A 20,989-nucleotide genomic window follows, 5' to 3' on the forward strand; every position below is an offset into this window, starting at 1 on the left:
GTCTACGTTTCGCGATCCGTGAAGGTGGCCGTACAGTAGGTGCTGGTGTTGTTGCTAAGATCTTCGACTAATTCATAACGAATTAAACGAAATCTTGCACTGTTCTTCTTTTTGAAGAAAGCGCATCGAAAAGGGAAGCTTAGGCTTCCCTTTTTCATTTTTAGATTACATTTAGTTATAAGTGTTGAAATAAAAGACGTCACTTTTTCGATTTAAAAACAGAGTTTTACCGACTTTATTTCTTAACGCTTTTACTCACCCCTCTTAACCCTTTGATCTTTTCCTGCAGCGGTAAAATCGTTATAACCAAATATTCTGAGCGGACACCATAATGCGACTGGTAACAAGAACTATTCTTGTTTATATTGTTTGTCACAGATTAGTTTTATAGGTTTTTTGAGTATGTACGTTTGTCTTTGCCATGGTGTCTCCGACAAAAAAATCAGGAAGTTGGCGATAGATGAAGGCGTAACAGATATTAAAGGAATCAAAAAGTGCACGGCATTGGGCAGCCAATGTGGTAAGTGCATCAGACAGGCCAAGGAAATTTTAGCGGAAACTAGTTACACGGAATTTAAACAAGCCAGCTAATTGCTGTAAGTATGCAGTAATTATTTGCCTTACATTTTGACACCTTCTCATTTGCTTCTACATTTAAATGAAGCCAAAGAGGAGGGTTTTGTCATGAAAGGCGATCCAATCATCATTCAACATCTCAATAAAGTGCTCGGTAACGAGCTCGTCGCTATTAATCAGTATTTTCTTCATGCCCGAATGTATAAAGACTGGGGCTTAAAGCACCTAGCAGACAAGGAATATCACGAATCTATCGATGAGATGAAGCATGCCGATCATCTAATTGAGCGTATTTTGTTCCTTGAAGGCTTACCGAACCTACAAGATTTAGGTAAGTTGATGATTGGTGAAGATACCAAGGAAATGCTCGAGTGTGACTTAAAGCTTGAAATGGCGGCTATTCCAGATTTAAAAGATGCGATTGCCTACGCTGAAGACATTCGAGATTATGTGTCTCGAGATTTATTCCAAGACATTCTTGAAGATGAAGAAGAACATGTTGATTGGCTAGAGACGCAACTTGGCTTGATTGAAATGTCTGGTATTGAGAATTATCTCCAAGCGCAATACGTGGACGAAGAGTAACGATACTTTCTAAGTTTGCATACTCCAATAATAGTAAGAAGAAAGAGCACCTGACTCGAAAATCGGGTGCTTAACCCCGTTATCTGGTCTAATCTCTTTTATTATCGGCTTTTTAAGGATATTGCTCGCAATCTTGCCTATGAAGTTTGATTTCTATCCGATAGAATTTATGCCCCCTTACCTAAAAATAAAAAAGAGAAACGTCCATGTCTGAAGACAACCACCAAGCAGCCACTCCAGAAGAAGAACATCGCCAAAAAGCATTGGATTACCATGCTTATCCAACTCCAGGAAAGATTGCTGTCGAACTGACAAAGCCTGCGGAAACGGCGGGTGATCTTGCCCTTGCATATAGCCCTGGTGTTGCAGAGCCAGTGCGTGAAATCGCACAAAACCCGGATAACGTGTACAAGTACACTGCAAAAGGGAACATGGTTGCTGTTATTTCTAACGGTACCGCTATTCTAGGTCTAGGTAACCTAGGTCCACTTGCATCTAAGCCAGTGATGGAAGGTAAAGCGTTACTGTTTAAGCGTTTTGCAGGTCTTGACTCTATTGATATTGAAGTTAAGCACCGCACGATCGATGAATTTGTTGATACTGTTGCGAGCATTGCAGACACTTTTGGCGGTATCAACCTTGAAGATATTAAAGCACCAGACTGTTTTGAGATTGAAAAGCGTCTGATTGAACGTTGTGATGTACCAGTATTCCACGATGATCAACATGGTACTGCTATTGTAACGGCAGCGGGTATGCTGAATGCAATCGAACTTCAAGGTAAGAAACTTGAAGATTCAACAATTGTTTGTCTTGGCGCTGGCGCTGCCGCTGTAGCGTGTATGGAGCTTCTGATCAAATGCGGCGCAATGCGCGAAAAAATCTACATGCTAGATCGCAAAGGTGTGATTCACACTCGTCGTGATGATCTTAATGAATATAAGCAGCTATTTGCGAACAATACAGATAAGCGCACACTAGAAGACGTGATTGAAGGTGCAGATCTGTTCCTAGGTGTATCTGGTCCAAACCTATTGCCAGCGGAAGCGTTGAAGTTGATGGCAGATAAGCCAATCGTATTCGCATGTTCTAACCCGGATCCTGAAATCAAGCCGGAACTTGCTCACGCAGTTCGTGATGACTTGATCATGGGTACTGGCCGTAGTGATTATCCTAACCAAGTTAACAACGTATTGTGTTTCCCATTCATTTTCCGCGGTGCTCTTGATGTGCGTGCAAGTGAAATCAATGATGAAATGAAACTTGCAGCCGTTGAGGCGATTCGTGAGCTAGCAAAAGAGCCTGTACCTGAAGCCGTATTGAAGGCTGCAGGTGTTGATAAGCTAGAGTTTGGTGCGGACTATATTATTCCAAAACCAATGGATTCACGTTTGCTACCACGTGTTGCAAAAGCGGTCGCTCAGGCGGCGGTTAATTCAGGTGTAGCTCGTATCGAGATGCCTGAAAACTACATGGCAGAGTAATATATCTTTCAGATGTGATACACAAAAATGGGACGCTATTGCGTCCCATTTTTTATGTCATTCATTTGGCTCGAGGCAAGAGTTATTACCTGAAACCTCTTATCAGGCTTTTTTATTCTTCGTCGAATGACTCAAATTCGATGCCCATTTCCGTCATCAGCGCTTTTACTTCTGTTGGAATATCATCAGGACGGTCTTTACGAAGGTCTTCATCTGTCGGAAGTGGCTGACCTGTGTACGCGTGCAAAAATGCCTCGCATAGCAATTCGCTATTGGTTGCATGGCGTAAGTTATTGATCTGACGGCGAGTACGCTCATCAGTTAGCACCTTTAAAACTTTTAGCGGGATAGAGACGGTAATTTTTTTTACTTGTTCGCTTTTTTTGCCGTGCTCTGCATATGGGCTAATGTATTCGCCATTCCAGTCAGCCATTGCACACCTTCATTTATGTAATCGGTTAAAAATAATTTAGGTGCTGATTTTAGCTGCATTTACCGCCATAAGCAAAGACATATAGACGTCTAGAAGTGTTGACGTCTCATTTTTTGACGAGTAAAGTGAACATAACAGCAAAGGAAGCGTGTTGATCACTTTATGTTACTCATTAGATATAGCGCATTCCTATTTAGAAGTCATTACCCGTGAAAGGATACACCCATGAGCACTCGCAAACTTGCGACCATTGCAGTACGCACTGGTATTGAATCAGACAGCCAATATCATGCTGTCGTTCCACCTATTTATCTTTCCACTAACTATGGTTTTCCTGCTTTTGGTGAAGTGCCCAAGTATGATTACACACGATCTGGTAATCCAAACCGCGGACTGTTGGAAAGTGCGCTATCTGAACTTGAGTCTGGAAAAGGAGCGGTTGTTACTAACTGCGGTACGTCGGCATTAAATTTATGGGTTTCCGCTTTTCTCGGCCCAGATGATCTCATTATTGCTCCTCACGATTGTTATGGCGGCACCTATCGTCTTTTTAATACCCGAGCTAGCAAAGGCGATTTTAAGGTTCAGTTTGTCGATCAATCAGACGAACAGGCTTTAGATGCTGCATTGGCACAAAAACCAAAACTCATTTTGCTAGAAACTCCGTCAAACCCTCTGGTTCGCGTAGTGGATATTGCAGCTACTTGTGAAAAAGCGAAACAAATCGGCGCGTTAGTTGCGGTGGACAATACCTTTTTGACACCCGTGTACCAAAAACCTTTAGAGCTAGGTGCGGATTTTGTTATCCACTCCACAACAAAGTACATCAACGGTCATTCGGACGTAATTGGTGGAGTAATCATCACCAACACAGAAGCGCATGCAGAAGAGCTTGCATGGTGGGGTAATTGTATTGGTGCAACGGGCACACCTTTCGATAGTTACATGACACTGCGAGGTATTCGTACGCTTGCTGCTCGTATGAGAGTACATGAAGAGAGCTCACAGCAGGTACTAGCTTACCTACAGAAACAAGCGTTAGTTAAAACTATCTATCATCCAAGCCTGCCGGAACATCCAGGTCACGACATTGCTAAAAAGCAGCAAACGGGCTTTGGCTCTATGTTGAGTTTTGAGTTTGCTGGTTCGTTTGAGCAGTTAAAGGTGTTTGTGAAAGAGCTCCAACTGTTTTCATTAGCAGAGTCATTAGGTGGTGTAGAAAGTTTGATTTGCCACCCAGCATCCATGACGCACCGTGCAATGGGTGAGGAGGCGCTGGCGGAGGCTGGGGTCTCTCATCAACTATTGCGTTTGTCTGTCGGTTTGGAAGATGCACAAGACCTCATCACAGATTTAGAACAAGCGTTCGCTAAAGCTACCCAGTAATAGGAGACGATAACAATGACTGTACAACGTCAGCTGCATAAGTTTGGTGGCAGTAGCTTAGCAAACCCAGAATGCTACTTACGCGTTGTGGGTATTCTCAAGGAGTATTCGACAGAAAATGATCTTGTGGTCGTCTCTGCTGCAGGAAAAACCACTAACCGCTTGATTGAGTTTTTGGAAGGGTTAAGTAAAGATGGCCGAATTGCGCATGAAGCGCTTCAAAGCTTGAGACAGTTCCAAACTGAGCTAATAGAAAGCTTGTTGGAGAGTGAAGCAAAAGAAGAGCTGTTAGCTTTATTACATGATGAGTTCAGTACTCTCTCGGAGCTGACTGCACCACTCACTAATGCGCAAAAAGCCGCGGTACTGGGGCACGGAGAAGTATGGTCTGCTCGCCTATTGGCCGCGTTATTATCTCAACGTTCTATCCCTGCGGTTGCACAAGATGCACGAGCGTTTTTACGTGCAGAAGCGGGAACTCAACCAGAGGTTGATCGCGCTCGTTCATACCCTTTAATTAAAGAGATCCTCGCGCAGCATAACCATAAACGTGTGGTAATTACTGGCTTTATGGCTCAGAACGAGGCAGGAGAAACCATCCTACTTGGTCGTAACGGCTCTGACTATTCTGCAACGGTCATAGGCGCGCTTGCTGAAGTCAGTACTGTCACGATTTGGAGTGATGTTGCTGGTGTTTATAGTGCCGATCCACGTTTGGTGTCTGACGCTTGTTTATTACCGTTACTTCGATTGGATGAAGCCAGTGAACTTGCTCGCTTAGCTGCCCCAGTGCTACACAGTCGTACGCTTCAGCCTGTGGCGCAAAGTACCATGGACCTTAATCTCAAGTGTAGCTATCTGCCAGAGTCGGGTTCTACTCGTATTGAGCGTGTATTGGCATCTGGTCGTGGCGCTAAAATTATTACTTCACTGGATGATGTTTTATTGGTGCAGTTGTCTTTCATGCATGGGCACGACTTCGAAAAAACACAGAGTGATGTATTACAAGCGTTGCAGCGCGCGCAATTAGAGCCACTGGCATTTGAAGCTCAATCCGATCAGCACACGCTATGCTTGGCTTACACCGCAGAAATCGCCGGTGGTGCATTGAAACACTTGCAAGAGCTTGCGGTAGAGGCAGAAATTAAGCTAAAAGAAGGTTACTCGCTCTTAGCTGCGGTAGGTGCAGGCGTTACGAAAAACGCCAATCATTGCTTTGGCTTTTATCAGAAGCTAAAGCACTCTCCGGTAGAATTTATCTCTGAAACAGACTCAGGACTGAGCCTAGTCGCTGTTTTGCGCCGTACTGATACCGAGGCGTTGGTTCAAACGATTCATAGCCAGTTGTTCCAAGCGCAAAAACGCGTGGCAGTGGCTTTATGTGGCAAGGGTAATATTGGTTCTAGTTGGTTAAATTTATTTGCGACGCAAAAAAGTGAGCTCGAAAAACGTCATGGTATGAGCTTTGATCTTGTCGCGGTTGTGGATAGCCAAACCTATTGGTTCGATGAGCAAGGTATTGAGGCGGCGAGTGTTGCTGAACGATTTGATGATGAAAGCATAGCAAACAATGGGGATTGGCTGGCACGTTTGGGAGCACTTAAAAGCTATGATGAAGCCGTCGTGCTTGATGTTACCGCGAGTAAAGAGTTAGCTCAGCGCTACGTAGAAATCGCACAGCAAGGCATTCATTTGATTTCCGCTAACAAAGTGGCCGGTTCCGCAGATAGTCAGTACTACCATCAGGTTCAAGATGCATTCGCTAAAATTGGTCGTCATTGGCTATACAACGCAACGGTTGGTGCTGGGTTACCGATAAACCATACCGTGCGAGATCTTCGTGAAAGTGGGGATGAAATCGTCGCTCTATCGGGGATTTTCTCGGGGACGTTATCATGGCTGTTCCAACAGTTTGATGGTTCTGTGCCATTTAATGATTTAGTCGATCTTGCTTGGCAGCAAGGGTTAACCGAACCTGACCCTCGTTCTGATTTAGATGGCTCCGATGTAATGCGTAAGTTAGTCATCTTGGCTCGAGAATCGGGCCTAGATATAGAACCAGACAGCGTTAAAGTTGAGTCTTTGGTGCCAGAAGAATTAAGAGAACTGAGCTTAGATGATTTCTTCGATAATGGAGCATTGTTGAGTGAAATACTTCAAGAGCGTCTGACAAAAGCACAGAGAAACGATCAAGTGCTTCGCTATGTGGCGCGTTTAGAAAAAAATGGTAAAGCAACGGTGGGAGTCGAAGCGTTATCTCGTGAGCACGCGCTCGCCAACTTATTGCCATGCGATAACATTTTTGCCATAGAGAGCAAGTGGTACAAAGATAACCCTCTGGTCATTCGAGGACCAGGCGCAGGCAGAGAAGTGACAGCCGGCGCTATTCAATCCGACCTCAACCGATTGGCTGGTTTATTTTAAAGTTGCGATTGACCTAAAAACCCTGGAATTAATCCAGGGTTTTTTATTCCCCTATCAGTGCCATACTGAAGTCATAACCCGTGCAAAATGGCGAGATGATGCTCAAGTAGAAACTTGAACTATCTTCATTATTAACTTGAGAAAAATTCATAATTACAAGGTTGACATTAAATCGTATTCAATACATTCTGTAGACATATAGACGTCTAAACGTCGATTTTAAGGATTTGTTTTCGTGGCGGAGTGCCGCAGGGAGAGTAAGATGGGATATACGCACGCAGGCCATATCGACGCCTTGAACCAGAATATTGCTGAGTTATCAGATAACATCAATGTATCGTTTGAGTTTTTTCCGCCAAGCAGCGCTAAGATGGAAGAAACACTTTGGAATTCAGTGCACCGTCTTAAAACGCTTCAACCTAAATTTGTTTCTGTGACTTACGGTGCGAACTCCGGCGAGCGTGACAGAACACACTCCATCATTAAAGAAATTAAAGCAACAACCGGATTGGTTGCCGCTCCCCATCTCACTTGTATTGATGCGACTCGTGAAGAGTTGATTAATATTGCCGATGATTATTGGAACAATGGTATTGAAAATATCGTCGCTCTGCGTGGTGATATTCCTCCAGGTGGCGGTGCGCCTGATATGTATGCCTCGGATTTGGTTGAGCTGCTGAAATCACGCCACGATTTCGATATCTCCGTTGCTGCATTCCCTGAGGTTCACCCTGAAGCTAAAAGCGCTCAGTCTGACTTATTGAACCTAAAACGTAAGGTAGATGCAGGTGCAAACCGTGCTATTACTCAGTTCTTTTTTGACGTTGAGTCTTACCTGCGATTCCGTGACCGTTGTGTCGCAGCAGGAATTGACGTAGAAATTGTGCCAGGAATTTTGCCTGTATCGAACTTTAAGCAAGCTTCTCGCTTTGCGGCACAGAACAACGTGAAAGTACCAGGATGGATGAGCAAACAATTCGATGGTTTGGATGATGATCCGGTGACTCGCCAGCTTGTAGGAGCTAGCCAAGCTATTGATATGGTGCGTGTACTGAGTCGTGAAGGGGTTAAGGACTTTCACTTCTACACACTAAACCGTGCAGAGATGACTTACGCGTTATGCCATACGTTGGGTGTTCGTCCTCGCGCAGTAGTCGGTGCGTAAATCTGGTTTCAAAAAGATAAAAGGCTTGCCAAGTGGCAAGCCTTTTTCGTTTTATCAAAGCAAAAGGAGTTTAACCAATCACTTCAAGTTCAGTTAGAACTTCTTCTGCCCAAGTGATCCAAGTTTCACGTAACAGAAGGTTACGGCGAAGCGTTAGACGTTCTAGGCGAGCTTGTTTATCTAAAGTTGACGGCGTTGCGTAGTAAGCCGCTTCAATTTCTTTGTAGTGAGAAACCAGTTTGCGAGACTCTTCAACTAGCTCGGCGAGTTGGTCACGGAATGGAGCTGCAGGTTGAACGGCACATGCCATCAATTTCGCTGAAAACTCATCACGAACTGTTGGGTGTGCAGTTGGTTGATCAAACCACTCTCCTAAAGCGCTGCGACCAGCGTCTGTAATGGAGTAAACCTTGCGGTCTGGTTTGCCTTCTTGGGGTTCTAATACGCAAGTAACCAGTTCTTTCTCAGCCATTTTGTTGAGTTCACGGTACACCTGTTGGTGGCTTGCTTTCCAGAAGTAACCGATGCTAGCAGAGAATTCTTTAGTGATATCGTAACCGGTTGCGTCGCGAGTGCTAAGAACAGTTAAGATTACGTGTGGTAATGACATGTCTTCAATCCAAATGGTCAATAAACTTGTAAACAAGCTACTTATACTTTCAGCTGCGCTCTTACTGGCACTTGAGTTTTTTAATGTATAAGTAGCACCAACAATGTTGGTCCTGTCACCTTAAAGCCGTTTATCACCTAGAGAGATGGGGAGTCCCATCAAGGCTGGAGCAGGTATGATTGGATTTATGAGCTCTCAGCAGGCAAGTAGTATATAAATAATAAGCATGAAGTGGAATAGTAGGACAAAATTACCCTAAAAAACTAACATAATAATCAATAGTGTTAACTTGTGGTTTTTTATTCTTTTGTTTTGGTATTTTTGGGGTCTTTAGTGGTTTATTTGACTACTTTTGTTTTGGTGCGATTATCCTGTGATAAAAAAAAGCTGAGCATTTGCCCAGCTTTTTATTAAAAATGAAACGATTAGCCTGTGTTACGCATACCTGCAGCAATACCAGCAATCGTCACCATCAACGCTTCTTCCAAGTTTGCAGAAGCTTCTTCGGTTTGACGCGTGCGGTATAGCAGCTCTGCTTGTAGCATATTCAATGGCTCAACGTAGATATTGCGTAAGCGAATAGACTCGAGTCCCCAAGGGTCATGCTGCATCAAGTTTTCATTGTTCTCTACATTCAGTACCGCTTTGATGTCTTCTTGAAGCTGAGCACGAAGCTTTTCACCGAGTGGACGGAGCGACTCATCCACCAATCGCTCATCGTAGTAGCGAGAAATATCAATATTACACTTCGAGTACACCATTTCCAGCATGCCGAGACGAGTTGAGAAAAATGGCCATTCGCGGCACATCTCTTCGAGCAATGCTTGGTGGCCTTTATCGATCGAGTATTGAATCGCTTCACCTGCGCCTAGCCATGCAGGAAGTACCAAACGGTTTTGACTCCATGAGAAGATCCACGGGATTGCACGTAAGCTTTCTACTCCGCCCTTAGGGTTGCGTTTTGCAGGACGAGAACCAAGTGGCAACTTGCCGAGTTCGAGTTCTGGTGTTGCTTGGCGGAAGTAAGGCACGAAATCTGGCTCGCCACGAACCACATTTCGGTAAGACTCACAGCTTACTTCTGATAGCACTTCCATCAAGTCGCGCCATTCTTGTTTTGGCTCTGGTGGCGGTAACAAGTTGGCTTCCAGAATCGCACTTGCATATAGGTTAAAGCTGTTTACTGCGACATCTGGGAGTCCCAGTTTAAAGCGGATCATCTCGCCTTGCTCTGTTACACGTAAACCGCCTTTCAAGCTTTTTGGTGGTTGCGACAAAAGCGCAGCATGCGCAGGTGCGCCACCGCGACCGACTGTGCCCCCACGACCATGGAATAGAGTTAGCTCAACGCCTTCTTCCTCAGCCACTTTAACTAACGATTCCATCGCATGATACTGAGCCCAACCAGCAGACATAACACCTGCATCTTTCGCTGAGTCAGAGTAACCAATCATGACCATCTGGTGGTTTTGGATAAAACCACGGTAAAGGTCAATCCCCATAAGCTGCTTGATGACCGATTCCGCGTTGTTCAAATCGTCTAGCGTTTCGAACAGAGGACACACATCCATGCGGTAAGGGCAACCAGCTTCTTGTAGCAGTAGATGAACGGCTAGTACGTCAGAGGCGGTACGTGCCATTGAAATAACGTAAGCGCCAAACGCTTCACGCGGTTGTGCTGCAACAATCTTGCAGGTATCCAAAACCTCTTTGACGGGTTCAGACGGTTCCCAATCACGAGGGAGAAGCGGACGTTTAGATGCCAGCTCGTTAGTTAGAAAAGCAATCTTATCTTGCTCACTCCATTGTTCGTAATCACCAATACCTAAGTAGCGAGTCAGTTCAGACAAGACGTCTGAGTGACGCGTGCTCTCTTGGCGGATATCAAGACGTACAAGATGGATACCAAATGCTTTTACGCGGCGTAGTGTATCCAGTAGTGAGCCGTTGGCTATTACACCCATGCCACATTCGTTTAGTGACTGGTAGCAGGCATACAGCGGTTCCCAAAGTTGCTCGACTTTTTGCAGTGGTGCTTTCACGGCCAGTTTTTGACCGTGGATCTTAGCATCGAGAATATCTTTGGTTTCATTGAGCAGAGTGCGTAATTGCTTTAGGATCGCACGGTATGGTTCGTGCTGATCTTCGCCAGCAAGCTCACGGACTTGATCGTTTGAAACTGTCATAGACAGCTCGCTGATCAACTCGTTGATGTCATTGAGATAAAGATCGGCGGCTTTCCAACGAGACAATAGTAAGACTTCACGCGTAACGTTGTGAGTAACAAACGGGTTACCGTCACGGTCACCGCCCATCCAAGAGGAGAAGTGCACTGGGCGAGCATCAATGGGTAAACCTTCTCCAAGGTAAGATTTTAGACGGTCATTCATCTCACGTAGGAAGTCCGGTACTGCTTCCCATAGCGAGTTTTCAACGACCGCAAAGCCCCACTTTGCTTCATCCAACGGAGTAGGGCGTTGTTGTCGAATCACGTCTGAATGCCAGCCTTGGGCAATCAGTTGCTCTAGGCGGCGTTCGGTTTTTCTGCGCTCTTTAGAAGAAAGATCGCTTAGCTCCAACTTTGATAAGCACTCGTTTATCTTGACCAGTTTGTTGATCATCGTACGGCGCGTAATTTCTGTTGGGTGAGCCGTCAATACCAATTCAATATTTAGATCACGAACCGCTTGGGCAGTGTCCAGTTTGCTCACATCGTTTTGTACCAGTTTAGAAAACAGCGAGTTAATCGCGTCTGGTTCACAAATGTGCTCTTCACAATGGCGTGAAATCGTGTGGTATTGCTCAGCGATATTGGTGAGGTTTAGAAATTGGTTAAACGCGCGAGTAACGGGCGTTAGCTGCTCATCAGGTAGATGTTTGATTTCTTCGATCAAGCTGTCCCTGTCTGCTTGATTCCCTGCTTGAGCTGATTTGGATAATTTACGAATGGTTTCCACTTTCTCGAAGATTTCTTCGCCATGGGCATCGCGAATGGTGTTACCCAATAAGTGGCCTAACATGCGCACATTACTTTTGAGTGCGGCGTATTTCTCGTTCATTGTCGTCCTGCCTCGTAAAAAAACTACATCCATTGTCCTTGTTAAGACTCCAATCTAGCGAAAAGCACCAGTTATAGTCAAATAAAGCAGACTAAGTTTGCAATTATTCCGCTGTCTCCTGATTTAGAGCAAATTTACGGCAGCCATAGAGTAAGAAGTGAAAATTAATTACAAAATAACAAGTTAAATAAGTGTTAAGACTAGCGCTGAATTGTGAAGATAAAAAGATGCAGCTCAATCGAGCTGCACAGACTTTCGAGCTTAAACGCGTATTAACAGCAGTACTTGACCATTGCCTTTGAAAGCACATCAATTGTGGGGTCGATAAAGTCGAAGGATAGAAACTCATCCGGTTGATGGGCTTGGTCGATTGACCCAGGGCCGAGCACCAAGGTTGGACACAACTGTTGTAGAAATGGTGCTTCAGTACAGTAGTTCACGGTTTCTGAACTGGTTTGGCAGATCTCTTCAACACCACCAATAAATGGGTGGTCATGTTGGCATTCGTAACCCGGAATAGGCTCATGCAATGGAATAACCTCCAGTCTCCCAGGCCATTTCGCTTCGACTTCTTTTAATGCTCCGCGCAACATGTTCTCTAAACCATCAAGGCTAATGCCAGGAAGAGGACGCACGTCGTAATGCAGCTCACAGCAACCACAAATACGGTTAGCGCTGTCACCACCGTGAATGTGTCCAAGGTTTAGGGTAGGGCTTGGAATGGCAAAACCCGGATGGTGATATTCTTTAATCAATTTGTCACGCAGTTGCATCATGGCGAACATGACTTCATGCATGATCTCAATAGCGTTAACGCCAAGCGCTGGGTCCGATGAGTGACCGGACTTGCCTGTTACGCGAATGGCATTTGCCACATGCCCTTTATGACCTCGAATTGGTACAAGGCTGGTGGGTTCACCAATGATGCAGTAATCCGGCTTAAATGGGGCGTTTGCTGTGAAATGTCGCGCGCCCAACATGGTGGTCTCTTCGTCACAAGTGGCTAATACGTAGAGTGGTTTGCTCTGCTTGCTCCAATCGACTTTCTTCACTGCTTCATAAATAAAGGCGAAAAAGCCTTTCATGTCTGCTGTGCCTAAACCGTAGAAGCGGTTGTCTTTTTCCGTCAGTTTATGCGGATCGAAATTCCATCGCCCTTGATCGAATGGCACGGTATCACTATGGCCAGCAAGTAAAAGGCCACCTTCACCCTCACCCATACGTGCGATCATATTGTGCTTGCCTGGCTCGACTTCGATCACTTCAACGCTAAAACCCAGATCTTTAAACCAAGATGCGAGTTTTTCGATGACTTTTGTATTGCCCTGATCCCAGCTCGGATCCGTGGAGCTGATAGAAGAGGTGCTGATGAGTCCTTCATAGACCTCTAGAAAAGTTGGTAATTGCATGGATTCTTCAAATCTCCTGTTGACAGACAGACCACAAAAATGTAAAACACATATTAAATCATATTTAATGAATAAAAAATCAAAATAAAGCAGAAATTAAATATGAATAGTCATTTGAGCCTTTAAGTATATGGATGTCACACAATGCTAAAAACCACGATTATTGGAGCCAGCGGTTACACCGGTGCAGAGTTAGCGTTAATGGTTAATAAACACCCACAACTCACGCTATCAGGTTTATACGTTTCCGCCAACAGTGTTGATGCGGGAAAGAGCATCGCGCAGCTACACGGTAAGCTAGCGGGCATCATTGATATGCCAGTTTTACCACTAACGGATCCACTGCAAATCGCTCAAGAATCGGACGTGGTGTTTTTGGCAACGGCTCACGAAGTCAGCCATGATTTAGCCCCAACTTTCTTGGCGACAGGCTGTCAGGTATTCGATTTATCGGGTGCATTCCGTGTGAAAAGTGAAGGCTTTTACGACACTTTTTATGGCTTCGCACATCAACATAACAACTGGCTAGATAAAGCAGCATACGGCTTAGCAGAGTGGAACCAAGAGCAGATTAAAACTACTCCTTTGATTGCGGTGGCAGGTTGTTACCCAACCGCTTCACAGCTTGCAATCAAACCTTTATTAGAACATGCGTTGCTCGATACCAACCAATGGCCAGTGATCAACGCAACCAGTGGTGTATCAGGTGCAGGGCGTAAAGCCTCCATGGTTAACAGCTTCTGTGAAGTGAGCTTGCAACCTTATGGTGTATTTAACCATCGTCACCAGCCAGAGATTGCTCAGCACTTGGGTTGCGATGTGATTTTTACTCCGCACCTCGGCAACTTTAAACGCGGCATTCTTGCCACTATCACCATGAAGCTTGCGCAAGGTGTGACAGAAGCACAAGTGGCACAGGCGTTTGAACAAGCTTATCAAGGCAAGCCTGCGGTGCGTCTTAAAGGCGACGGTATTCCACGTATTCAGGATGTCGAAAATACCCCTTTCTGTGATATCGGCTGGAAGGTACAAGGCGAACACATCATTGTGATTTCAGCTATCGACAACCTACTTAAAGGTGCATCGAGTCAAGCGATGCAATGTCTCAATATTCATTACGGTTACCCAGAACTGACAGCGTTGCTGTAGTCGTTGAAAGAGGGAAATGCGATGACGCAAACCAATCAAGCTCCTTTAGTCATTAAGCTAGGTGGTGCAGCTCTATCATGCACTCAAACCTTAAGCCAACTTTTTGGTGCCATTGCGGCTTACCAAAAATCGGCACAGCGACAAATCGCCATCGTTCATGGCGGTGGCTACCTAGTTGATGAGTTGATGGCAAAGCTTCAGCTTGAAACCGTTAAGAAAAACGGTTTACGCGTAACGCCTTACGATCAAATTCCTGTGATTGCAGGCGCGCTTGCAGGCACTGCGAATAAGTTACTTCAAGGTCAAGCGATTGCGGACGGTCTTAACGCTGTGGGCCTTAGCCTTGCGGATGGTGGTTTGTGTCTTGTTGAAGAACTTGACCCAGAACTCGGCGCGGTAGGCAAAGCATCACCGGGTGACTCAGCACTATTACAAGCGGTGCTAAACACAGGTGCACTGCCGATCATCAGTTCAATTGGTTTAACCAAAGATGGCCAGATGATGAATGTGAATGCTGATCAAGCAGCAGTCGCGGTTGCGGGCGCATTAGATGCGGAGTTAGTCCTGTTATCAGACGTGAGTGGTGTATTAGATGGAAAAGGCCATTTGATCAAAACCCTGTCAGAGCAGCAAGCTAACTCGTTGATCGATGGACATGTGATCACCGATGGCATGATCGTCAAAGTTAAAGCTGCTTTGGAGGCCGCCAATGATCTTGGCCGTCCAATTGAAGTCGCGACCTGGCGTTACCCAGAAAAATTAGCACAGTTATTCGCTGGTGAAAGTATTGGTACTCAATTCTTGCCTCAATAAGCATCAGCAAAAGAATTCAATATTAGGAAGTCGTAGTTGGCACTGACCGCCGAGCGCAGCGCCAGTTAAGTTTGGAGAAAAAACATGAGCAAAGTGAACGTAAATAAAGTGGTAGTCGCATACTCAGGCGGTCTAGATACTTCAGTAATCATCCCGTGGCTAAAAGAGAACTACGACTGTGAAGTAGTGGCTTTCGTTGCCGATGTTGGTCAAGGTGCCGAAGAGCTAGAAGGCATTGAAGCGAAAGCAAAAGCCTCTGGTGCTTCTGAGTGCTACATCGCTGACTTGAAAGAAGAAATGGTCGCAGACTACATTTACCCAACGCTAAAAACCGGCGCGTACTACGAAGGTAAGTACCTGCTAGGTACATCAATGGCGCGTCCAATCATTGCCAAAGCGCAGGTTGAAGTGGCACGTAAAGTGGGCGCGGACGCTCTGTGTCATGGCTGTACAGGTAAAGGTAACGACCAAGTACGTTTTGAAGGCGCATTCGCAGCACTAGCACCGGACTTACAAGTGATTGCACCTTGGCGTGAGTGGGACCTAGTGAGCCGTGAAGAGTGTTTGGATTACCTAGCTGAGCGTAATATTCCTTGCTCTGCGTCTCTTACTAAGATCTATTCACGTGATGCAAACGCATGGCACATTTCGACGGAAGGCGGCGTTTTAGAAGATACGTGGAACGCACCAAACGAAGACTGCTGGGTGTGGACTGTCGACCCAGAGCAAGCGCCAAATGAAGCGGAATACGTCACGCTGAAAGTAGAAAAAGGTGAAGTGGTCGAAGTTGATGGTGAAGTGATGACACCATACAACGCACTGGTTTACCTAAACGAGAAGGGCGCTAAGCACGGTGTTGGCCGTATCGATATCGTGGAAAACCGTCTTGTTGGGATGAAGTCTCGTGGTTGTTATGAAACACCGGGAGGCACCATCATGATGGAAGCGCTGCGTGCTGTAGAGCAGCTTGTGCTAGACAAATCATCATTCGAATTCCGTGAGGAGCTAGGTCTAAAAGCGTCTCACCTTGTATACGATGGCCGTTGGTTTACGCCACTATGTAAATCCATCCTTGCCGCTTCAGAAGAGCTAGCGCAAGACGTTAACGGTGAAGTGGTTGTTAAGCTCTACAAAGGTCAAGCGACAGTGACGCAAAAACGTTCTGACAACAGCTTGTATTCAGAAGAGTTCGCGACTTTTGGTGAAGATGAAGTTTACGACCAAAGCCATGCAGGTGGGTTTATCCGTCTTTACTCGCTATCAAGCCGTATTCGTGCATTGAACAGCCAGAAGAAATAATCCCTTAACATCCATCTCGGATTGAATAAAGACCCGCCATTTATAGGCGGGTCTTTTGGTTTCTAAAAGCGGGTATCTAAAGTTGGTTTGAATATATATGTAAAAATATTGAATTTATACTTTATTTTTTATCGAAATTGCCGTAACGTTGACCCATAAGAAAAAGTGAGCAAATGACCATCAAATTGGTTACTACTCATTCGAGAACGTTAGAGTAAGCAATAGTCATCAGGAGAGACGCAATGGCATTATGGGGCGGAAGATTTACCCAAGCGGCAGACACCAGATTTAAAGAGTTCAATGATTCGTTGCGTTTTGACTACCGATTGGCTGAGCAAGACATCGTAGGTTCAATCGCATGGTCTAAAGCTCTGCTTTCTGTTGATGTGCTATCGGCAGAAGAACAGCAGAAACTGGAACTTGCTTTAAATGAGCTGAAGTTAGAAGTGATGGAAGACCCTCACCAAATTCTTCGCTCTGATGCAGAAGATATCCACTCTTGGGTTGAACAGCAGCTAATCAGTAAAGTGGGAGATTTAGGTAAAAAACTCCACACTGGGCGTTCTCGGAATGACCAAGTCGCCACAGACTTGAAACTTTGGTGTCGTCAGCAAGGTCAGCAATTATTGATTGCTTTAGATCGCCTACAAGCACAAATGGTCCATGTTGCTAAACAGCACCAAGGCACCGTATTGCCAGGCTATACTCATCTTCAGCGTGCTCAACCTGTAACCTTTGCTCACTGGTGCTTGGCTTATGTTGAAATGTTCGAGCGTGACTACTCTCGTCTGAATGATGCCTTACAGCGTCTCGACACTTGTCCACTTGGCTCGGGTGCGTTAGCGGGAACGGCTTATCCGATTGATCGCGAACAATTAGCACATAATCTCGGTTTCCACCGTGCTACGCGTAATTCACTCGATTCGGTTTCAGATCGTGATCATGTGATGGAACTGATGTCGGTGGCGTCGATTTCTATGCTTCACCTTTCTCGTCTTGCAGAAGATATGATCTTCTACAATTCAGGCGAGTCAAACTTCATTGAGTTAGCGGATACGGTGACATCTGGTTCGTCATTAATGCCACAGAAGAAAAACCCAGATGCACTTGAGTTGATCCGTGGTAAGACAGGGCGTGTCTATGGCGCATTATCGAGCATGATGATGACAGTTAAAGCCTTGCCATTGGCGTACAACAAAGACATGCAGGAAGATAAAGAAGGGTTGTTTGACGCTTTAGATACATGGAACGACTGCATGGAAATGGCAGCTCTGTGTTTTGACGGTATTAAAGTGAATGGCGAGCGCACACTAGAAGCGGCGAAACAAGGTTACGCAAACTCGACTGAGTTGGCTGATTACCTAGTGGCGAAAGGCATCCCATTCCGTGAAGCTCACCACATCGTCGGTGTCGCGGTCGTTGGTGCTATTGCTAAAGGCTGTGCGCTGGAAGAATTGTCTCTGCAAGAGCTAAAAGCCTTCTCTGAGGTGATTGAAGATGATGTGTATGACATTCTGACTATCGATTCGTGTTTGGAAAAGCGTTGTGCTTTGGGGGGTGTTTCGCCTCACCAGGTCGCTTACGCGGTAGAACAAGCGGATAAGCGCCTGAGCCAGCGTGACAGCTCGGCGGTGAAAGTGCGTCCTGCACGTTTGACGGACATTGAAACGTTGGAAGGTATGGTTGCTTACTGGGCGAACCTTGGTGAGAATCTTCCGCGCTCTCGTAATGAGCTCGTGAGAGATATTGGCTCTTTTGCGGTGGCTGAGCATCATGGTGAAGTGACGGGTTGCGCTTCTCTATATGTGTATGACTCAGGGTTGGCAGAAATACGCTCTCTTGGTATCGAAGCGGGCTGGCAAGGCCAAGGGCAGGGCAGTGCGATTGTGAACTATTTGGTTGAGAAAGCGCGCCAGATGGCGATCAAGAAAGTCTTTGTTCTAACGCGAACGCCTGAGTTCTTTATGAAGCAAAGCTTTTTACCTACATCGAAGTCATTACTGCCGGAGAAAGTTCTGAAAGATTGCGATCAGTGCCCACGTCAACATGCATGTGATGAGGTAGCGCTTGAGATCAATTTAATGGAGCAAGTGATCCAAAAAACGCATGTGGCATGAACTGAAGTTGTGGAGTGATTTTATTAGCATTCAATGACATAGTCATTTTCCTGTTTACTTACATCAGTATTCGCTAAAAAAATCGAAAAAATTTGGAACCTTTGAGAGGAAGCCCGGTCTATTAAAGTACCACTGCTTTTTCTTAGAAGAATCTAAGAGAGCCCCAGAACTGACATTGGTTTTGGGGCTTTTTTCTATCTGTCACTTTTCTCTTTTTTATTGGCCTTTTTTTGTCCCTTTCGACGTTGCCAAGGCAAGATGACAAAACGCATCCATAAGTGTAGAAACAACAAAACGTTGAAAGCGAAGCCGGCAAAGATCAAAGCGATCGACTCGATGCTTTGTGGATCATCTTTGAGCGTAAACCACCACACAATCCAACACAGTACAGAAAGTACCGTCAATTGATCCAAGCATCGTTGGCAACGTCCAAGTTTTTTCCAAAACCAATGTTCCTCGCAGCGGCGACAAGTCATAGTGTTTTCCAAACCATTAGTGTTGCTTCAGATTATATATCTAACTAAATGGTGGAAAGCGTTTCTTACACGGGCTTAGAGCGCCATGACACAACCAAAAATGGAAAGTTAGCTTTGTAAAAGCTTTGTGGCACGTAATTGATGTATGGTGTGCTGTCAGTCTTTAACAGGAAATATAATGATGTCGACAGAGTTGAAACTTGCGCTGAGTATCGCTGGTGGGTTCTTTATGATCGGTGTTGTCGCGATTTATATGGTCAGCCGCTATGCAATGATGGCAGCGTAAGAGAGATTTTATTGCGCCGAAGTAGCAAAGCAAAGCCTCGTTGATGACGAGGCTTTGCTTTATATTTAGATAGAAGCCTGAAAGCGTTAGCAGCCAGGGCCGCAGTCAAGACAATGTTTCACCATTTCTGGCCCTAAGTGTAGTTTTGCATTCAAATCACGTAGAGCGGTGCGGACGCCTTCTTCAATCACTGGGTGATAGAAGGGCATATCTAACATCTCAGAAATCGTCATCCTATTTTGGTGCGCCCATGCTAAAAGGTGAGCAAGATGCTCTGCATTCGGGCCCATCATTTCTGCACCTAAAAAACGTCCAGTGCCTTGCTCTCCGTAGACATGCAGAATGCCTTTATTACGAAGCATGACGCGCGAACGTCCTTGATTTTCAAACGAGACTTCACCGGTTGCGAAACATCCACATGTGCCTAGACGTGTTTCTAGTTGTTTATATGTTTCTCCAACCATAGCAATTTGAGGGTCGGAGAACACGGCTGAAATTGGTGAGCGACGCAGACCCGCACGAATATCTGGGAAACGGCCTGCGTTGTCTCCAGCAATACGGCCTTGGTCAGCGGCTTCGTGCAGCAGTGGAATTTGGTTACTTGCATCACCTGCGATGAAGATGCTCTCTACCGAAGTTTGCAATGTGTAGTGATCCGCCGTTGGTACGCCACGTTCATCGAGAGCCACATTGGTGTTCTCGATCGCCAGCTTATCGACGTTTGGACGACGACCCGTTGCAGCCAATACGTAATCGACAACGAAAGTTTCTAATTCGCCATCATGGTTGATGAATTGGATTTCGACCTTGTCTTCGCCGTCATTGTCTGACGAAGCAATGCGTTTCATGCTTTCGACTTTTACATCTGCATCAAGGTAGAACTCTTCCTTAAAGGCTTTATCTGCATACGCCATCACCTCTGGGTCTGTCAGTGGGCCCACTTGTCCTCCAATGCCAAAGAGCTTCACGTTTACTCCTAGGCGGTGTAAAGCCTGACCCAATTCAAGGCCGATGACTCCTGGGCCAAATACTGCCACGGACTCTGGTAAGTCATCCCAGTCAAATACATCATCGTTAATCACTAGGCGATCACCCAGTTCATTCCAAGCTGCCGGATATGCTGGACGAGATCCTGTCGCAATAACAATGCGCTGTGCGGTGACCTGAGTATGATCATCTATGATGAGAGTGTGGTCATCGGCAAACTTCGCGTAGCCCGATAGTTTGTCTTCAGCGGGAATATCATCGACACTTTCAAGCACAAAGCCAACAAAACGATCGCGTTCGCGCTTTACACGATCCATAACTTCTCGTCCGTTAATTCGTACTTCACCTTGCGGGTGTATCCCAAATCCAGGTGCTTTTTCGATTTGATGAACACTTTCTGCTGCCGCAATTAACAGCTTAGACGGCATGCATCCGACACGAGCACAGGTTGTTCCGTAGGGACCGCCCTCAATCATTACCACGCTGTTGGTATGAGCTTTTGCTGCTCGATAAGCACCAAGACCAGCCGTCCCGCCACCAATAACCGCTACGTCGACATTAACTTGTTTCATCGTGAACTCTCGCTTTTGTTTTAAGCCAAGCTAGCTACATTGAGCTTGGAGAGTGAATTGGATAGTTGAATCTGGATAAGTAGTCACCTTATTGGTAGATGACTACTTATCTAGACTAGTAGAAGAAGTGGTTTAGGGTTGGCCTCCGAGCCAAAAGGC

16 protein-coding genes and 1 pseudogene are annotated in these 20,989 nt (G+C 45.6%); 11 read left to right on the forward strand and 6 right to left on the reverse strand.

The genetic code is table 11. The annotated features are described in order from the left end of the window. From R7E29_RS10620 to R7E29_RS10635, 4 genes and pseudogenes are all read left to right on the forward strand, one after another. Positions 1–71: pseudogene (locus tag R7E29_RS10620) on the forward strand (elongation factor Tu); the annotation flags it as partial. 331 nt (positions 72–402) lie between these two features. Then, positions 403–591 carry a (2Fe-2S)-binding protein gene (locus R7E29_RS10625; RefSeq protein ID WP_005381360.1) on the forward strand — a complete coding sequence of 63 codons (189 nt, stop codon included), beginning with the start codon at positions 403–405 and terminating at the stop codon, positions 589–591. Positions 592–684: 93 nt separating this feature from the next. Continuing rightward, a complete protein-coding gene (gene bfr, locus R7E29_RS10630) occupies positions 685–1,161 on the forward strand; it encodes a bacterioferritin (RefSeq protein ID WP_005381359.1) in 477 nt (158 codons plus the stop codon). A 206-nt stretch (positions 1,162–1,367) separates the two neighbouring features. Then, on the forward strand, positions 1,368–2,645 hold the full coding sequence (locus R7E29_RS10635; RefSeq protein WP_005381358.1) for a malic enzyme-like NAD(P)-binding protein: 1,278 nt from the start codon (positions 1,368–1,370) through the stop codon (positions 2,643–2,645). A gap of 112 nt (positions 2,646–2,757) precedes the next feature. Here R7E29_RS10635 and metJ read toward each other — a convergent pair whose 3' ends face one another. Further along, positions 2,758–3,078, reverse strand: coding sequence for a met regulon transcriptional regulator MetJ (gene metJ, locus R7E29_RS10640; protein ID WP_005381353.1), 321 nt, complete (start codon positions 3,076–3,078; stop codon positions 2,758–2,760). A 225-nt stretch (positions 3,079–3,303) separates the two neighbouring features. Here metJ and R7E29_RS10645 point away from each other — a divergent pair, with 225 nt between their 5' ends. From R7E29_RS10645 to metF, 3 genes are all read left to right on the forward strand, one after another. Beyond that, positions 3,304–4,464 (forward strand): O-succinylhomoserine (thiol)-lyase, encoded by a 1,161-nt coding sequence (locus tag R7E29_RS10645; RefSeq protein WP_213886935.1) that lies wholly within the window; start codon positions 3,304–3,306, stop codon positions 4,462–4,464. Between the two features lie 15 nt (positions 4,465–4,479). After that, positions 4,480–6,888, forward strand: coding sequence for a bifunctional aspartate kinase/homoserine dehydrogenase II (locus tag R7E29_RS10650; RefSeq protein ID WP_213906792.1), 2,409 nt, complete (start codon positions 4,480–4,482; stop codon positions 6,886–6,888). 262 nt (positions 6,889–7,150) lie between these two features. Continuing rightward, positions 7,151–8,053 (forward strand): methylenetetrahydrofolate reductase, encoded by a 903-nt coding sequence (gene metF / locus R7E29_RS10655; RefSeq protein ID WP_005381345.1) that lies wholly within the window; start codon positions 7,151–7,153, stop codon positions 8,051–8,053. A 70-nt stretch (positions 8,054–8,123) separates the two neighbouring features. Here metF and R7E29_RS10660 read toward each other — a convergent pair whose 3' ends face one another. The 3 genes from R7E29_RS10660 to argE all read right to left on the reverse strand — a co-directional run bounded on the left by R7E29_RS10660 (position 8,124) and on the right by argE (position 13,131). Further along, positions 8,124–8,663, reverse strand: a complete 540-nt coding sequence (locus tag R7E29_RS10660) for a PadR family transcriptional regulator (RefSeq protein WP_005382791.1) — start codon at positions 8,661–8,663, stop codon at positions 8,124–8,126. 425 nt (positions 8,664–9,088) lie between these two features. After that, entirely contained in the window at positions 9,089–11,722 is a 2,634-nt protein-coding gene (gene ppc, locus R7E29_RS10665; RefSeq protein WP_005381336.1) for a phosphoenolpyruvate carboxylase, read from the reverse strand. Positions 11,723–11,994: 272 nt separating this feature from the next. Continuing rightward, positions 11,995–13,131 (reverse strand): acetylornithine deacetylase, encoded by a 1,137-nt coding sequence (argE, locus tag R7E29_RS10670; RefSeq protein WP_213906791.1) that lies wholly within the window; start codon positions 13,129–13,131, stop codon positions 11,995–11,997. 144 nt (positions 13,132–13,275) lie between these two features. Here argE and argC point away from each other — a divergent pair, with 144 nt between their 5' ends. The 4 genes from argC to argH all read left to right on the forward strand — a co-directional run bounded on the left by argC (position 13,276) and on the right by argH (position 18,509). After that, entirely contained in the window at positions 13,276–14,280 is a 1,005-nt protein-coding gene (gene argC, locus R7E29_RS10675) for an N-acetyl-gamma-glutamyl-phosphate reductase (RefSeq protein WP_213906790.1), read from the forward strand. A 21-nt stretch (positions 14,281–14,301) separates the two neighbouring features. After that, entirely contained in the window at positions 14,302–15,093 is a 792-nt protein-coding gene (gene argB / locus R7E29_RS10680; RefSeq protein ID WP_005381333.1) for an acetylglutamate kinase, read from the forward strand. Positions 15,094–15,177: 84 nt separating this feature from the next. Next, positions 15,178–16,392 carry an argininosuccinate synthase gene (locus R7E29_RS10685; protein WP_005381332.1) on the forward strand — a complete coding sequence of 405 codons (1,215 nt, stop codon included), beginning with the start codon at positions 15,178–15,180 and terminating at the stop codon, positions 16,390–16,392. A 242-nt stretch (positions 16,393–16,634) separates the two neighbouring features. Then, a complete protein-coding gene (gene argH, locus R7E29_RS10690) occupies positions 16,635–18,509 on the forward strand; it encodes an argininosuccinate lyase (protein WP_017633526.1) in 1,875 nt (624 codons plus the stop codon). A 194-nt stretch (positions 18,510–18,703) separates the two neighbouring features. On the opposite strand, the gene R7E29_RS10695 is transcribed toward argH, so the two are convergent. Both R7E29_RS10695 and R7E29_RS10700 read right to left on the reverse strand, forming a co-directional pair. Next, a complete protein-coding gene (locus R7E29_RS10695; RefSeq protein WP_025768083.1) occupies positions 18,704–18,985 on the reverse strand; it encodes a DUF3624 domain-containing protein in 282 nt (93 codons plus the stop codon). Between the two features lie 372 nt (positions 18,986–19,357). Then, on the reverse strand, positions 19,358–20,830 hold the full coding sequence (locus R7E29_RS10700; protein WP_054577260.1) for a dihydrolipoyl dehydrogenase: 1,473 nt from the start codon (positions 20,828–20,830) through the stop codon (positions 19,358–19,360). Positions 20,831–20,989 lie beyond the last annotated feature (159 nt).

Origin of the sequence: Vibrio sp. Vb1729 (assembly GCF_033338655.1) — a bacterium.
In the GTDB taxonomy this organism is placed as follows: Bacteria; Pseudomonadota; Gammaproteobacteria; order Enterobacterales; family Vibrionaceae; genus Vibrio; species Vibrio alginolyticus.

Coding starts and splice junctions, on each gene's coding strand:
- R7E29_RS10625 (WP_005381360.1), top strand. CDS start 403: ATGTACGTTTGTCTTTGCCATGGTGTCTCCGACAAAAAAATCAGGAAG.
- bfr (WP_005381359.1), top strand. CDS start 685: ATGAAAGGCGATCCAATCATCATTCAACATCTCAATAAAGTGCTCGGT.
- R7E29_RS10635 (WP_005381358.1), top strand. CDS start 1,368: ATGTCTGAAGACAACCACCAAGCAGCCACTCCAGAAGAAGAACATCGC.
- metJ (WP_005381353.1), bottom strand. CDS start 3,078: ATGGCTGACTGGAATGGCGAATACATTAGCCCATATGCAGAGCACGGC.
- R7E29_RS10645 (WP_213886935.1), top strand. CDS start 3,304: ATGAGCACTCGCAAACTTGCGACCATTGCAGTACGCACTGGTATTGAA.
- R7E29_RS10650 (WP_213906792.1), top strand. CDS start 4,480: ATGACTGTACAACGTCAGCTGCATAAGTTTGGTGGCAGTAGCTTAGCA.
- metF (WP_005381345.1), top strand. CDS start 7,151: ATGGGATATACGCACGCAGGCCATATCGACGCCTTGAACCAGAATATT.
- R7E29_RS10660 (WP_005382791.1), bottom strand. CDS start 8,663: ATGTCATTACCACACGTAATCTTAACTGTTCTTAGCACTCGCGACGCA.
- ppc (WP_005381336.1), bottom strand. CDS start 11,722: ATGAACGAGAAATACGCCGCACTCAAAAGTAATGTGCGCATGTTAGGC.
- argE (WP_213906791.1), bottom strand. CDS start 13,131: ATGCAATTACCAACTTTTCTAGAGGTCTATGAAGGACTCATCAGCACC.
- argC (WP_213906790.1), top strand. CDS start 13,276: ATGCTAAAAACCACGATTATTGGAGCCAGCGGTTACACCGGTGCAGAG.
- argB (WP_005381333.1), top strand. CDS start 14,302: ATGACGCAAACCAATCAAGCTCCTTTAGTCATTAAGCTAGGTGGTGCA.
- R7E29_RS10685 (WP_005381332.1), top strand. CDS start 15,178: ATGAGCAAAGTGAACGTAAATAAAGTGGTAGTCGCATACTCAGGCGGT.
- argH (WP_017633526.1), top strand. CDS start 16,635: ATGGCATTATGGGGCGGAAGATTTACCCAAGCGGCAGACACCAGATTT.
- R7E29_RS10695 (WP_025768083.1), bottom strand. CDS start 18,985: ATGACTTGTCGCCGCTGCGAGGAACATTGGTTTTGGAAAAAACTTGGA.
- R7E29_RS10700 (WP_054577260.1), bottom strand. CDS start 20,830: ATGAAACAAGTTAATGTCGACGTAGCGGTTATTGGTGGCGGGACGGCT.